At 63.0% G+C, this 13,777-nt stretch carries 15 protein-coding genes; 6 read left to right on the top strand and 9 right to left on the bottom strand.

What is annotated here, in order from left to right; all coding sequences use genetic code 11:
• Positions 1 to 4 precede the first annotated feature (4 nt).
• The 9 genes from AC5Y5C_RS19395 to AC5Y5C_RS19435 form a co-directional block, all read right to left on the bottom strand.
• Entirely contained in the window at positions 5 to 1,165 is a 1,161-nt protein-coding gene (locus tag AC5Y5C_RS19395; RefSeq protein WP_499975403.1) for an ABC transporter ATP-binding protein, read from the bottom strand.
• The gene (locus tag AC5Y5C_RS19400; protein ID WP_499975405.1) at positions 1,158 to 1,805 is read right to left on the bottom strand and encodes an ABC transporter permease; all 648 of its coding nucleotides are present in this window, start codon (positions 1,803 to 1,805) and stop codon (positions 1,158 to 1,160) included. Before AC5Y5C_RS19400 ends, AC5Y5C_RS19395 begins: the two co-directional genes overlap by 8 nt.
• 144 nt (positions 1,806 to 1,949) lie before the next feature.
• On the bottom strand, positions 1,950 to 2,537 hold the full coding sequence (locus AC5Y5C_RS19405) for a DUF5701 family protein (RefSeq protein WP_499975406.1): 588 nt from the start codon (positions 2,535 to 2,537) through the stop codon (positions 1,950 to 1,952).
• Between the two features lie 46 nt (positions 2,538 to 2,583).
• Positions 2,584 to 4,080, bottom strand: coding sequence for a carboxylesterase/lipase family protein (locus AC5Y5C_RS19410; RefSeq protein WP_499976086.1), 1,497 nt, complete (start codon positions 4,078 to 4,080; stop codon positions 2,584 to 2,586).
• A 43-nt stretch (positions 4,081 to 4,123) separates the two neighbouring features.
• On the bottom strand, positions 4,124 to 5,347 hold the full coding sequence (locus AC5Y5C_RS19415) for a hypothetical protein (protein ID WP_499975407.1): 1,224 nt from the start codon (positions 5,345 to 5,347) through the stop codon (positions 4,124 to 4,126).
• Positions 5,340 to 5,732 carry a carboxymuconolactone decarboxylase family protein gene (locus AC5Y5C_RS19420; RefSeq protein ID WP_499975410.1) on the bottom strand — a complete coding sequence of 131 codons (393 nt, stop codon included), beginning with the start codon at positions 5,730 to 5,732 and terminating at the stop codon, positions 5,340 to 5,342. The genes AC5Y5C_RS19415 and AC5Y5C_RS19420 overlap by 8 nt, the downstream gene beginning before the upstream one ends.
• Complete coding sequence (locus tag AC5Y5C_RS19425) at positions 5,732 to 6,604, bottom strand: NAD(P)-dependent oxidoreductase (RefSeq protein WP_499975414.1); 873 nt, start codon at positions 6,602 to 6,604, stop codon at positions 5,732 to 5,734. Before AC5Y5C_RS19425 ends, AC5Y5C_RS19420 begins: the two co-directional genes overlap by 1 nt.
• Positions 6,601 to 7,362 (bottom strand): SDR family oxidoreductase, encoded by a 762-nt coding sequence (locus AC5Y5C_RS19430; RefSeq protein WP_499975416.1) that lies wholly within the window; start codon positions 7,360 to 7,362, stop codon positions 6,601 to 6,603. Before AC5Y5C_RS19430 ends, AC5Y5C_RS19425 begins: the two co-directional genes overlap by 4 nt.
• Positions 7,363 to 7,375: 13 nt before the next feature.
• On the bottom strand, positions 7,376 to 8,845 hold the full coding sequence (locus AC5Y5C_RS19435) for an aldehyde dehydrogenase (protein ID WP_499975421.1): 1,470 nt from the start codon (positions 8,843 to 8,845) through the stop codon (positions 7,376 to 7,378).
• Positions 8,846 to 9,016: 171 nt separating this feature from the next.
• Here AC5Y5C_RS19435 and AC5Y5C_RS19440 point away from each other — a divergent pair, with 171 nt between their 5' ends.
• The 6 genes from AC5Y5C_RS19440 to AC5Y5C_RS19465 are packed head-to-tail and all read left to right on the top strand — an operon-like array spanning position 9,017 to position 13,772.
• The gene (locus AC5Y5C_RS19440; protein ID WP_499975425.1) at positions 9,017 to 9,604 is read left to right on the top strand and encodes a TetR/AcrR family transcriptional regulator; all 588 of its coding nucleotides are present in this window, start codon (positions 9,017 to 9,019) and stop codon (positions 9,602 to 9,604) included.
• Complete coding sequence (locus tag AC5Y5C_RS19445; protein ID WP_499975432.1) at positions 9,601 to 10,824, top strand: cytochrome P450; 1,224 nt, start codon at positions 9,601 to 9,603, stop codon at positions 10,822 to 10,824. The genes AC5Y5C_RS19440 and AC5Y5C_RS19445 overlap by 4 nt, the downstream gene beginning before the upstream one ends.
• Positions 10,824 to 11,651, top strand: coding sequence for an SDR family oxidoreductase (locus AC5Y5C_RS19450; protein WP_499975434.1), 828 nt, complete (start codon positions 10,824 to 10,826; stop codon positions 11,649 to 11,651). The genes AC5Y5C_RS19445 and AC5Y5C_RS19450 overlap by 1 nt, the downstream gene beginning before the upstream one ends.
• Positions 11,648 to 13,000 carry a lanosterol 14-alpha demethylase gene (cyp51, locus tag AC5Y5C_RS19455; RefSeq protein ID WP_499975436.1) on the top strand — a complete coding sequence of 451 codons (1,353 nt, stop codon included), beginning with the start codon at positions 11,648 to 11,650 and terminating at the stop codon, positions 12,998 to 13,000. The genes AC5Y5C_RS19450 and cyp51 overlap by 4 nt, the downstream gene beginning before the upstream one ends.
• A complete protein-coding gene (fdx, locus tag AC5Y5C_RS19460; RefSeq protein WP_499975439.1) occupies positions 13,000 to 13,203 on the top strand; it encodes a ferredoxin Fdx in 204 nt (67 codons plus the stop codon). Before cyp51 ends, fdx begins: the two co-directional genes overlap by 1 nt.
• A gap of 11 nt (positions 13,204 to 13,214) precedes the next feature.
• Positions 13,215 to 13,772 carry a Cif family virulence factor gene (locus AC5Y5C_RS19465; protein WP_499976088.1) on the top strand — a complete coding sequence of 186 codons (558 nt, stop codon included), beginning with the start codon at positions 13,215 to 13,217 and terminating at the stop codon, positions 13,770 to 13,772.
• The last annotated feature ends 5 nt before the right edge of the window (positions 13,773 to 13,777 follow it).

Consider the following 13,777-nt stretch of genomic DNA (forward strand, 5'->3'; position numbering starts at 1 on the left):
ATCCCTACTGCGCCGCAGCGCGCAGCTCGGCCATCGCATCCATGATCGTCTCGACCCGGATGACGCCCTGATACGTGTTGCGTCGACCCGTCACCACCACGACTCCGTGCGACGAGGTCAGCATGTCTTCCAGCGCGTCGGTGAGAGTCGATGCAAGACTGACTTTTTCGAGATCATCGTCTTGAGAAACCCGTTGCAGTGCATTGGGCGCGCGAAGTTCATCCAGCGATGACCACCGCAGCGGACGTTCCTGCGCATCGAGCACGATCACATGCTCGCGGTCGATGGACTCCGCGGCCTCGATCGCTTCCGCAGGGTTGTCACCCACATGCGCGACGGCCGCCTCGTGTAGCTCAACATCACGAACACGGGTCATGGTGAGCTGCTTGAGCGCGGCGCCATGCCCCACGAATCCCCGCACGAAATCATTGGCGGGATTGGCCAGAATCACCTCGGGGGTGTCGTACTGAACGATCTGTGAACCCTCACGCAGGATCGCAATCCTGTCCCCGAGCTTTACCGCCTCATCGAAATCATGGGTGACGAATACGATCGTTTTGCTCAATTCTTCTTGCAGACGCAGCAATTCGTCCTGTAGGCGCTGCCGGGTTATCGGGTCCACGGCCCCGAAGGGCTCGTCCATCAACAGCACTGGCGGGTCCGCCGCCAGCGCCCGGGCCACGCCGACGCGCTGCTGTTGGCCACCGGACAGCTCACGCGGGCACCGGTTGCGGTATTGAACCGGATCAAGATTCACCAAATCGAGCAGCTCATCGACGCGCTCGTCAATGCGCTGTTTGTCCCAGTTGAGCAGTCGCGGCACGATGGCGATGTTGTCACCGACCGTGTAGTGCGGGAAAAGCCCGGCCCCTTGAATCACGTAGCCGATATGGCGTCGGAGTTCATCGGGGTTCTTGTCTGTGACGTCTTCGTCGCCGATGAAGATCCGCCCGCTCGTCGGCTCGATGAGGCGATTGATCATCTTCATCGTGGTGGTCTTGCCGCATCCGGATGGGCCGACGAACATCACCGTCTCACCGGCGGGAATCTCCATGGTCACGTTGTCGACTGCGGGAGTGGACTTTCCGTCGTACAACTTGGTAACGCCGTCGAGCAAGATCCGTGCACCGCCGGTCGTCGTTGCGTTTTCCGTTGCGTCAGACACGGATCCCCTTCGGTGTCGTGAGGCGGGTGACGACATTGAGCACCGTGTCGAGGACTACCGCCAGGATGAGAATGCCGACCGTGCCGGCGATTACGGAGTTAGTGGCGTTGGCGCCGCCCATGCGCGAGATCCCAGAAAATATGTAGCCTCCTAGCCCCGGGCCCAGCGCGAACGCCGCGATGGCCGCTGTACCCATGAGCATCTGCGCCGACACACGGATGCCCGTCATGATCACCGGCCAGGCCAGGGGCAACTCCAAGCGCACCAATGTGGCAAGCCGGCCCATGCCCATCCCGCGGGCGGACTCCACCAGCGTTTGGTCCACGCCCGTCAATCCCACCAGAACATTGCGCAGGATCGGCAGGCTCCCAAAGAAGACCAGCATGATGACCGACGGTGAGACACCGATACCGACAATGCCGACGAGCACCCCGAGAAGTGCATACGAGGGAACCGTCAGGCCGACGGCGGCAAGCGCATTACCGCTGGCCACACCCCAGGGCGAGCGATAGATCAGCACTCCAAGAAGCAGGGCACACGCCACCGCGACAACAAGCGTTTGCAGGACCAGGCTCATGTGCTGATAGGCGAGAAAGGACAGGACCGCCCAGCGATCCTTCACGAACTCGACAAAACTCATAAACCCGCAGGTGCCTCCATAGAAAATAAGGATCAACGCCCGCTCTCACCGGGCATCGCCAACCCACCATATGCCAATGACGGCCCCGGGGGCTACTTTTCAGGCGCGTAGCCAGACGACGGCTCCAGCTATCCGCAGCGATCCCTACGCGACAATCCGGCCCCCACACGAGGCAGTGCCCAGCCAGGTGTGCGGGTTGCGATCCCAGCACCATCCGAGTTTCGGGCGCCGATCGGATATCCAGATCGCGGGCACCCGCTGCCCCTTTCCCCGTGAGGCCGCCAGCGAGAAACACTTGTTCTTGCGCAACATGTCCGGCCGCACGATCACCAGCGCAATACCCTCGTCGATGGTCAGCGGAGTGCGTCCACGCGCGGTAATAGTCGCCAACGCCTCCTCCGGTGTCACATTGCAGAACTCACTCCCGGTATCGACATCGGCAAGCAGATAAGGCTGATCCGGGATCTCCACGACCGGCCGGTACACCTCGGCATCGCCGTCATCCATGACATGAAAACCCTTACGCCCGTTAAGGCTCATCAATGGCGCCGTCTGCTCATAGCTGGTTGCGGTGGCGACGAGAACGAACGGAATGTGGTCTGCGGGATTGATCGTGGACGGTGGGAGACCAGCGACCCGAGCTCGAAGCTCGATCGCGCGGTCGCCGACCGGGCACCCCCGTTCGGTCAGATGGGCGAGCTGGCGGTCGAATTCATCCTGAGCGGCGGGCATTGACCGTCAACGCAGCAGTCTCCCGGCGAGTTCCCGCGAGAACCACTCAGGCTGCGCGGCTGATATCGCGCCACAACTCCCGCTGCACACGATGCGGATCCAGGTCGATACGCCGATGCTGGTCGAACACCATGACGGCGTGCTCCGGCTCGCGGTACGCCGGCCATTCGATGCCCGGTATGCCCGTCCGCGAGAAGTCGAGCCAACGGCTCTGGATGTCCTCGGTCAGCGCCAACGCGTCGTGCCTGTCTCCTTTCCCTGCCAATGCGGGCCAGCGCTTGAAGAGGCCGAAAACCGCGAACAGTTCCGTCGCATGCGCGGCCCCCGGCCCGAAGCGCCGCAGCGGTCGCGGCGCATAGTCGTAGCGATAGAAGTAGACGGACGAGTGATGACCGTGCGCCTGCGCTACCCGCCAGGCCTCCGAGCCGAACATCGCATCACCCATCAGGCGCACCAGGGCATCCCGGGACGGATAGCCCTCATAGGAATCGATCACCCGCTTCGCGTCCTCGGGTCTGAGCGTGCCGAGGATGCCTGCGACGGCACGGGCATCGAACCGGGACAACGACATCACCCGGGTCAGCAGTCGGTTGAACAACCGTACCTCCTCGGCGTTGTACCCGATGATGAGCGGGACCCGATGCGCCTCACCGCGTTCCATCATCAAGATCGGATCAGCGGGTACAACCTCACCGTCGATGCTGGGGCCCACACCGAGCGAGAACGCCGACTCCCGGGTTTTCGCGGTGAGCAGCCGGTGTGTCGCCCGCACCAGGTCACGCGGCCGGGCATTGATGACCGCCTCGGCGGGGCAGCGGACGTCGACGCCGAGGTACTCGACGAGCCTGCGCGCATTGGCCGCCGCCTCGTCCTGGGTATGGATCATTCCGCTGGCCGTGCTCTGGCAGATCGCGCGCTGGAACAGCCCTGCGGCTGCGGGAACGGTCAACAGCATCTGGACACAATGTGCCCCGGCGCTTTCTCCAAAGATCGTGACACTGTTGGGGTCTCCGCCGAAGGCCGCGATGTTGTCGCGCACCCACTGCAGCGCCAGCACGAGATCACGCAGGTACAGATTGCTGTCGATGGTGTGCTGGTCGTCCGACAGCGAGGACAGGTCGATAGCCCCATAGGCCCCCACCCGGTAGTTCACGGAGACGAAAACACATCCGCGCCGCGCAAGGTCGGCGCCGTCGTACAAGGCCAGTGCGGAACTACCCAAAACATAGGCGCCGCCGTGGATGTAGAACATGACCGGCAGGGCCTCCCCCGAGGTCTCATCCGGCACGGTGACGTTCACCGTCAGGCAGTCCTCGCTGACCGCCTGGAACCTGTTGATCGAGAGCGGTACGTAGATACGTTTCTGCGGTGACGCCGATTTCCAGGAATCACACGACAGCACACCTGCCCAGGGTCTCGCCGGCACCGGGCTGCGGAGGCGCAAAGTACCCACAGGAGGCTCGGCGTACGGTATGGCACGAAAGCGACGCACGCCATTATCGCGGAACCCCTCCACCACGCCGTTCGCGGTCTGCACCTGCACCGGTTCCCGCACAACGTATTTCGATCTCTTCGCCACGGGCACCTCAGACCACCGTCAACGGCAGCGACTTGCGCGGCTCGAAAACGAACCGCGATCCCCCGCTGACGTTTGCGATCATCACCTCGGGCAGCTGCTTGTCCTCGCCCTCATGCTCGATGAACGCGGCCACCCATTCCTCGGCGTCTCCCGAAATCTCTAGGCCGATATGCGGATCGACCGCCGTCGCGATCGCCTGCAGTGGCCGCATTTCGGCGGGCCCACACAAGGAGATCCAGGCCTGATCCTGGTGTGCGGGTGACCCCCACACATGGAGCTGGCCACCGGAGATGTCGGCGTTCACGTATCCGACGGGACTCAACAGTGGGTGCACGTGGAGTACCTGCAGCACACCATCGATCCCGCCGGGAAGCAGCAACGCCTGCTTGATCCTCGCCGCGGCGACACCCGCAATACCGATGAGCTGTTGGGTGCGAATGGTGCGCGCCAACTCAGCATCGGGAGCCCTCTTGCCCACCGCGATCGAGAACCCGAGAAACAAGAGATGCATCTGCAGACAGATCTCGTCGGCTATCCGCACCAGCGCCGAATGCGAGAAGTCACCAAAGTCCAGATCCGATAGCAGAGGCCCTGAGTAGTCGGAGGCCCCCGGTCCGGCGGTATCAATTGCATCCAGTTCCCAACTGGCCGCTATGGACTCGCCGACCATATCGAGTTCCGGAATCCCTGACACCGCCGGATAGGACTCGTCGATGGTGACCGTCCACGCACAGTGCGGATGCCTGTCCGCAGGCGTGCGCGGCGGCCGGTGAATCGGCCGAACCTGCGCATGCGGATTAGTGGCGAATGCCGTCGCATCGAATGTGGGATCTTCGATATCGTGACACATACCCGTCACATAGTCGGGCCCGAGCGGCTCCACGTCGAGTAACGCACCACAGTGGTCAAGATGAAACTCCCCATGCCACTTGTCATGCACGGTGTACCGGAAGTCCATGAACTGTGGCGGAGCCCCGATATCGAGCTGCATACCCTTGAAGATGGTGATCACATCGTCGCCCTCGAATCGCAGCGCCTTCTGCATGCGCCGGGTGTAGATCGGGCTGGATGACGCCCACTCCTCTATGGCGACCTGGAGCATCTCCTCCCTTCCGAAATGCTGTATGCAGTAGGCCATTCCGGAACGGTCGATGAGCTGACCGATGAGCAGCAGCTCGGGAACCAGGACCGCCAACTGGCCCTGGGTTAACCCGGAGAATCGGCTAGTCACCCGGGGACTCCGTGTTTTTCTTGGAACGTTTCGCTTCATTATTTTTTGCTACGGCCATCTCGACGTGCTTGTTGACCCGTTGCCCCAGTGGCCACCCGACGTAGTGCGTGATGAACAGCGCGACCTCCCGCAGCTCGGCATCGGTGAGCTCACCGTTCTTGAGTGCGGCCCCCGTCTGGATCTCCAGTATCTCGTCGAGCCCCAGGGCACTGACCGCGCCGAGGAGCAGCAGCCGGCGATCACGCATGGACAGCTCGGGCCTATCCCAAATGGTGCCGAAGAGATGTTCTGCGGTGTACTTGAAGTAGTCGCCGGGCAGGTCGGGCATGTCCCAGCCGTAGACCTCTTTCATCTTGTCCAGACCCTTGCGGCGCAGCTCATCCATTAGATATCTCCCTCCACAGACGGCACAGCATGTGGCACACCAAGACTCGCCGCCAGCCGGTCACGGGCCAGCGCCGCCAGCGGCAGCTGGACCGACTGCTGTTCACCCAGCGCCAGTGCCAGGCTCAGGTCCTTTTCACCGAGACCGCGCACATGCGTGAAGATAGGGAGCCAGAAGCTGTCCGATGCCACCGGTTCGGTGGTGTCTCGCAACATGATGGCGCCCGGCCCGCCGGTGATGGCATCCGTGTGGCGCACCACCTTGCCCAGGTCGGTGATATCCAGCCCGCAGCTTTCGGCCAGTCGCTGCGCTTCTCCCGCCGCGGTGAAGGCAACGAAATGCAGGAGGTTGCGCGCCAGCTTCATTCGGGTACCCGCGCCCGGGACGCCGGCATGAATCACCAGCGACGCCCACATCGAGAAGGGCTCCTTGACCCGCGCGAACGTCGCATCGCCGGCGCCGACCATGGTGGCAAGTTCACCCTTGTGTGCACCGGGGGCGCCACCGCTTACCGGCGCATCGATGACGTGGACATTGCGCGGCAGCCAGTACTCCGCCAATTCCACGGCAGTCGTATCGCTGATGGTGGAGTGGATCGCGATGATGGTGCCGGGCTTTACCTCCGGCGCCAGCTCCCTGACAACCTCACGAACCTGTGCGTCGTCCAGCACCGTGACACTGATCAGGTCGGCACCCGCGATATCGGCCAGGCCGTCCGCCGCTTGTGCACCCGCCTCGACCAACGGTGCCATTGCCTCGGCCCGCACGTCGAAGACGGTGAGGCCGCCGCGCCAATCGACCAATCGCTGGGCCATGGGGGCACCCATGTTGCCCAGTCCGATGTATCCGAGTCGCAAAGAACATCCCGTCATGATCGGATGATCTGTCCGCCATCGACATTGAATACCTGACCGGTAATCCAGGACGCCTTGTCCGACAGCAAGAACAGGCACATGCCCACCATGTCGTCGACGGTGCCCATACGGCTCAGCGGGATGTTCTTGACCAGCTCGCTGCGGAACTGCTCCGGCACGGTGCCGCGAGTTGCCTCGGTGTCGGTGGGCCCCGGCGCGATGGCGTTGATGCGGATCTTCTGTCCGCCCAGCTCACGGGAAAGCTGTTGGGTGAGGCCGTTGATGCCCACCTTCGCCAGTCCATAAAAGCCCGAATACAGCCATGCCGCCGTGGAGGATTGGTTGACGATGGCGCCGCCGCCGCGCTTGGCGATGTGCTTGTACACGGCCCGGGTACACACCAGGGCCCCATCCTGGTTCACGCTCATGAACTTCTTGTAGTAATCCCACGGCACCGACAGCAGCAGATCGAGCTTCATCCCGCCGTAGATCGCCGCGTTGTTCACCAGAAAGTCGATACCGCCGAACTCGGCCACTGCCTTGTCCGCCATGGCTATCGCCGAATCAGGGTCGGAGACGTCGACGCTCGCGAAAATGGCCTTGCCACCGTCGGCCACGATCTGCTTGGCGACGCCCTCACCCAACTCGGCGTTGATATCGGCGACCACCACCGCGGCACCTTCGCGCGCGAGCGCATGCGCATACGCCTCGCCGATGCCCTGTGCGGCACCGGTGACGATGGCGACTTTTCCCTCAAACTGCCCAGTCGAATTCACCTTAGAGTCCTTCCTACTTCACAGCCGTTGCGATGACCTTGGTTTCCAGGTACTCCTCGAAACCAGCGACACCCATTTCCCTGCCGATACCCGATTGCTTGTACCCACCGAAGGGCGCGTCGGCGGAGTACCACACTCCGCCATTGACATTCACGGTCCCGACCCGAAGCCGCGATGCGACCCGTGCCGCGCGCTCGTCGTCTCCGCTGAACACCGTTCCGGACAGTCCGTACGGTGAGTCGTTGGCAATCCGCACCGCGTCGTCGTCGCCGTCATGCGCAATCACCACGAGTACCGGACCGAAAATCTCCTCGCGTGCCACCCGTGCGTCGTTGGTCAGCCCGGCGACGACGGTGGGTTCGATATAGAAGCCCCGGTCCTTGCCCTCCGGCCGCCCGCCACCACAGGCGAACGAACCACCCTCGGCGACGGCCAGATCCAAATAGGACTGGACTCTGTCACGCTGACGTGCCGAGATGACCGGCCCACACACCGTTCCCGGCTTCTGGGGATCGCCCGGTTTCAGCGAACCCATGGTCGCCGCCGCCGCCTGTACCGCCTCGTCATAGCGTGCGCGCGGCACCACCAACCGGGTGGTGATCGCACAACCCTGGCCGGCATGCATCGCCGCGGTGAATCCAGCGACCGAGCATGCCCCGCCCAGCTCTGCATCGTCGAGCACGATGAACGCCGACTTGCCACCGAGCTCCAGAAATACCTTCTTGACGGTGACCGCCGCATCGGTCATCACCGCGCGCCCAGTCGCCGTGGAGCCAGTGAACGACACCATGTCGACCCGGGGATCCGTCGACAGCTGCGCACCGATTCGATGGTCACTGGAGGTGACGATATTGAAGACGCCCGGGGGAAAGTCGGTGTGCTCGGCGATGATTCGCCCCAATACCGCTGCACACCATGGAGTATCCGGCGCGGGCTTGAGTATCAGGGTGTTACCCGCGGCCAGCGCCGGGCCCACCTTGGCGAGGTTGATCTGATGCGGAAAGTTCCACGGCGTCACCGCCCCGACCACACCGACGGCCTCACGCGCGAGGGTGCGCCGGGTTTTGATGCCCATGGGTGAGGCAATACCGAGGTCGGCCTTCCAATCGAAAGATTCCGCGGTGTCGGCGGCGAACCGCAGATCGTCCACCGGCCCTTCGAGCTGTGCACCCGCGGTCAGCATCCGAGGTGCCCCCACCTCGGCGATGGTCAGCTCCCGCAATTCGTCGATATGAGCCTTCAAGCCGTCCCGAAGCTGACGGAGACACTGCACGCGCAGACCCACATCCCGCGACCACTCGGTGTCGTCGAACGCACGACGCGCCGCCTCGATGGCATGGCTCATGTCATCGACGTCGGCATCGGCCGCGGTGCCGAGCACCTCCTCGGTGGCCGGGTTCACCGTCGGGAACCGCCCGGCACCGCCGGGAATCAACTTTCCGTCGATGAACAGATCACTGTCGCCATCGGCCAGAAGCGCCATGTCACCTCATTCCAAGAATCTGGACACTTGTCCATTCCCCACTCCAGAACCATAACCATCTAAGTCCCAACATGGCAAGACTGCAGCCAGGTAATAGCCATAAATTGGTGGTGGACAGCATTTTTCACATGACATCTTGCCCAGAATCGACGCACACGCTAATCTGGACACGTGTCCAGTGAAGCTGTGGTGACCCTCACAAGCGAATCGCCACGAAACCGGCGGCAGGAGGAGACGATCCGCAAGATCGTCACCGCGGGCCGAGAGATGCTCGGCGAGACCACGTATGCGGATATGACAATCCGCGGCGTAGCGGCCCGCGCGAAGGTCGCTCCCGCGACCGCGTACACGTACTTCTCCTCCAAAAGTCATCTGGTCGCCGAGATCTACCTCGATCTCATCCATGAGGCGCCCTACTTCACGGACGTGAACGACGGGCAGCCCGCACGGGTCACCAAGACGCTGCGGAGCCTGGCATTGGTGGTTGCCGACGAGCCCGAGATCGCAACGGGATGCACGACCGCACTGCTCAGCAACACCGATGAGGCCGTGCGCGCCGTCCGCGACAAGATCGGACTGGAGATCCACCGCAGGATCCGCTCGGCAATGGGCCCCGACGCAGATCCACGCGTGGTGTCGGCCCTGGAAATGACCTTCTTCGGCGCCCTCATGCACGCGGGCAGCGGCACCTTCACATATCACGAGATCGCCGACAAACTCACCTTCGTGGTGGATCTCATGCTGGGAAAGAACGAATGACAGCCGCCTCGATGTCCTCACTGGTGTTCGACCCGTACGACTATGACTTCCACGAAGACCCGTACCCGTACTACCGGCGATTGCGCGACGAGGCACCGCTGTACCACAACGACGAGCTGAACTTCTGGGCACTCTCGCGACACCAGGATGTGTTGCAGGGCTTTAGGAACAGCGAAGCACTGTCCAACGCCAACGGCGTCTCGATGGACAAGGCCTCCTTTGGGCCGCATGCCAAATTGGTGATGTCGTTCCTGGCCATGGACGACCCCGAGCACCTTCGATTGCGCACGCTGGTATCGAAGGGGTTTACCCCCAGGCGAATCCGCGAGCTCGAGGGCCGGGTCGTCGCGCTGGCACGCACGCACTTGGATACGGCGTTGCAGCGCGCTTCGGGGGGAGCGTTCGATTTCATCGCCGATTACGCCGGCAAGCTGCCCATGGACGTCATCTCGGAGCTGATGGGCGTACCCGAGCCCGACCGCACCCGCATCCGGGAGTTGGCCGACGGTGTCATGCATCGCGAGGATGGTGTCGCCGACGTGCCACAGAAGGCCATCCAGGCGTCCATCGACCTGATGACCTACTACATCGACATGGTCAAGGAGCGGAGACGTCAGCCCTCAAACGATCTGACGTCCGCTCTGTTGCAGGCGGAAATCGACGGCGACCGCCTCACCGACGAGGAAGTGATCGCCTTCCTGTTCCTCATGGTGATCGCCGGTAACGAGACCACCACCAAGCTGCTGGCCAACGCCGTGTACTGGGGCCACCGCAATCCCGATCAGCTCGCCGGCGTCTACGCAGACCACGACCGGATACCGCTGTGGGTGGAGGAATCGCTGCGCTATGACACCTCGAGCCAGATCCTCGCGCGCACCGTTGCCGAGGATATGACGTTGTACGACACGACCATCCCTGCCGGTGACATCCTGCTACTCCTTCCCGGTTCTGCCAACCGCGACGACCGGGTGTTCGAGGATGCCGACGACTACCGCATCGGGCGGGAGATCGGCTCCAAGCTCGTGAGCTTCGGCAGTGGTGCACACTTCTGCCTCGGCGCACACCTGGCACGAATGGAGGCCAAGGTCGCCTTGACGGAACTTTTCACCCGGATCCGGCGCTACGAGATCGACGAAAGTGCCTCCGTACGTGTGCATTCCAGCAATGTCCGCGGATTCGCCTATCTACCCATCACCGTGCAATTGAGGGAGGAAGCCTGATGCCGCGATTTGAGCCACATCCGGACCGCCGCCCAACCGTCATCGCCGGCGCCTCCTCGGGCATCGGGGCGGCGGCGGCCACTGAACTCGCGAGCCGCGGATTCCCGGTTGCGCTCGGCGCCCGCCGCGTGGACAAGCTGACCGAACTCGTCGAGAAGATCCGGGCCGACGGCGGTGAGGCCGTGGCGTTCCCCCTCGATGTCACCGATGCGGACTCCGTGAAATCTTTTGTGGCACAGAGCATCGATGCGCTGGGCGAAATCGATCTGCTGGTGTCCGGCGCGGGCGACATGTATCCCGGCCGGGTCCATGAGATGAGCGCCGATATCTTCGCCTCCCAGATCCAGGTGCACCTGCTCGGCGCAAATCGGCTCGCCACCGCGATCGTGCCGGATATGGTGGCCCGCCAGCGTGGCGATGTGGTGTTCATCGGCTCCGATGTCGCGCTGCATCAGCGCCCGCACATGGGTGCCTACGGTGCGGCCAAGGCGGCGCTGCTCGCGATGGTGAACACCATGCGTATGGAGCTGGAAGGCACTGGAGTCCGCGCGTCGATCGTGCATCCCGGCCCGACCCTGACGTCGATGGGCTGGCAGCTATCCGCTGAGCAGGTGGGTCCCATGTTGGAGGACTGGAAGTCCTGGGGGCAGGCACGTCACTCCTACTTCCTGCGTCCCTCCGATATCGCCCGCGCAGTCGCCTTCGTCGCCGAAACTCCCAGGGGCGCACATATCGCGGAGATGGAAGTGCAGCCCGAAGCGCCGCTGAAGGATGCTCCTGCCGACAAACAGAAACTCGAGCTTGGTGAGGAAGGAATGCCATCGTGACCACTCCCACCGTTCCACGGGTCTCCGGCGGTGAGGACCAGTACGGCCACCTCGAGGAATTCCGCACCGATCCCATCGCACTGATGAAACGCATCCGGGAGGAATGCGGAAACGTCGGCACCTTCCAGCTCGCCGACAAACAGGTGGTGTTTCTCTCCGGTGCCGAGGCCAACGAGTTCTTCTTCCGCTCCAGCGACGAGGACCTGGACCAGGCCGAGGCCTACCCGTTCATGACACCGATCTTCGGCAAGGGCGTGGTGTTCGATGCCGACCCGGAACGCCGCAAGGAGATGCTGCACAACGCGGCGCTACGCGGCGAACAGATGAAGGGCCACGCCGCAACCATCGAAAACGAAGTCCGGCAGATGATCTCGCAGTGGGGCGCAAGCGGTGAGATCGATCTTCTCGACTTCTTCGCCGAGCTGACCATCTATACCTCCTCGGCCTGCTTGATCGGAAAGAAGTTTCGTGACGAGCTGGACGGCAGGTTCGCGCACCTGTACCACCAGCTGGAGCAGGGCACCGACCCGTTGTGCTACGTGGACCCGTACCTGGAGATCGAGAGCTTCCGTCAACGCGATGCTGCGCGACAGGGCTTGGTGGCGCTCGTTCAAGAGATCATGAATAGCCGGATCGCCAGCCCGCCGACGGATAAGAGTCAGCGCGACATGCTCGATGTGCTGATCATGATCAAGGACGAGGACGGCAATCCCCGCTTCACCGCCGACGAGATCACCGGCATGTTCATCTCCATGATGTTCGCCGGGCACCACACCAGCTCGGGTACCGCCTCCTGGGTCCTCATCGAGCTGCTGCGGCACCCCGATATCCAAACGCAGGTCATCGACGAGCTGAACGAGTTGTACGCGGACGGGAGCGAGGTGAGTTTCCATGCGCTGCGCCAAATCCCGAAGCTGGAAAATGTGCTCAAGGAGACGCTGCGACTACACCCGCCGCTCATCGTCCTGATGCGAGTCGCCAAGGGCGAATTCGAGGTGGGCGGGTTCCCCATTCACCACGGCGACATGGTGGCGGCCTCCCCCGCCGTCTCGAACCGGATCGCCGAGGATTTCCCCGACCCGGATGGTTTCGTACCGGACCGCTACGAGAAGCCGCGGCAGGAAGACATCGTCAATCGCTGGACATGGATACCATTTGGGGCGGGCAGACACCGCTGCGTGGGCGCGGCCTTCGCCACCATGCAGATCAAGGCGATCTTCTCAGTGCTATTGCGCGAGTATGAGTTCGAGATGGCACAGCCGGCCGACTCGTACCATAACGACCACTCCAAGATGGTGGTGCAACTGGCGCAGCCAGCCAAGGTCCGCTACCGGCGCCGGAGGCCCTGATGCCGTTTCGGGTCGATGTCGACCGCGACCTGTGCCAAGGCCACGCGATGTGCGAATTGGAGGCCCCGGACTACTTCCGCGTCCCCAAGCGAGGCACCGTCGAAATTCTCGACCACGAACCCCCCGAGGAGGCTCGCGACGAGGTCGAGCGCGCCGTCGAGGAATGTCCTGCCCGAGCCCTGTTCATCACCGAAAAGGATTAGGAGTGCCGACTGTGCCCGAATTCCCACGCCAAGAACTTGACGATGTCGTCGCGGACTGGCTACAGGCCAACCTGGACGCCGAAAAGGCCGGCGACTGGAAACCGTTGGCACGCTTCTACACCGACGATGCCACCTACGGGTGGAACATCGGCCCCAAGGAAGACGTGATGTGTGTCGGCGTGGAAGAAATACGCGAGATCGCCCTCGGCCAAGAGATGGAGGGCCTCGAAGGCTGGACGTATCCCTACCAGAAGGTGATTGTCGACGACAAACAGGGCGAGGTGATCGGATTCTGGAAGCAGGTGGTCACCGGCGGGAATGACGAAGCCGGCGGTGACGATCTGACCGTGTATGGCATCGGGGGCAGCTGGTTCCGGTATGCCGGTAACGGTCAATGGAATTGGCAACGCGACTTCTTCGACTTCGGCCATGTGTCCGCCCTGTACATGGACCTCATCAAGGCCGGCAAGCTCAGCGCGGGTATGCAGAAACGCATCCAGCGCGGTCTCTCGGGCGAGAAGGTGCCCGGCTACTACCCCCTGGGCAAGACCCCGGTCCCCCTCTGGTGAGCGCC

The organism is Mycobacterium sp. NGS15 (genome assembly GCF_059813245.1).

What these genes read in the sequence shown, in the direction of transcription:
- AC5Y5C_RS19400 (WP_499975405.1), bottom strand. Translation starts at nt 1,805, where the DNA reads ATGAGTTTTGTCGAGTTCGTGAAGGATCGCTGGGCGGTCCTGTCCTTT.
- AC5Y5C_RS19405 (WP_499975406.1), bottom strand. Translation starts at nt 2,537, where the DNA reads ATGCCCGCCGCTCAGGATGAATTCGACCGCCAGCTCGCCCATCTGACC.
- AC5Y5C_RS19420 (WP_499975410.1), bottom strand. Translation starts at nt 5,732, where the DNA reads ATGGATGAGCTGCGCCGCAAGGGTCTGGACAAGATGAAAGAGGTCTAC.
- AC5Y5C_RS19425 (WP_499975414.1), bottom strand. Translation starts at nt 6,604, where the DNA reads ATGACGGGATGTTCTTTGCGACTCGGATACATCGGACTGGGCAACATG.
- AC5Y5C_RS19435 (WP_499975421.1), bottom strand. Translation starts at nt 8,845, where the DNA reads ATGGCGCTTCTGGCCGATGGCGACAGTGATCTGTTCATCGACGGAAAG.
- AC5Y5C_RS19445 (WP_499975432.1), top strand. Translation starts at nt 9,601, where the DNA reads ATGACAGCCGCCTCGATGTCCTCACTGGTGTTCGACCCGTACGACTAT.
- AC5Y5C_RS19450 (WP_499975434.1), top strand. Translation starts at nt 10,824, where the DNA reads ATGCCGCGATTTGAGCCACATCCGGACCGCCGCCCAACCGTCATCGCC.
- fdx (WP_499975439.1), top strand. Translation starts at nt 13,000, where the DNA reads ATGCCGTTTCGGGTCGATGTCGACCGCGACCTGTGCCAAGGCCACGCG.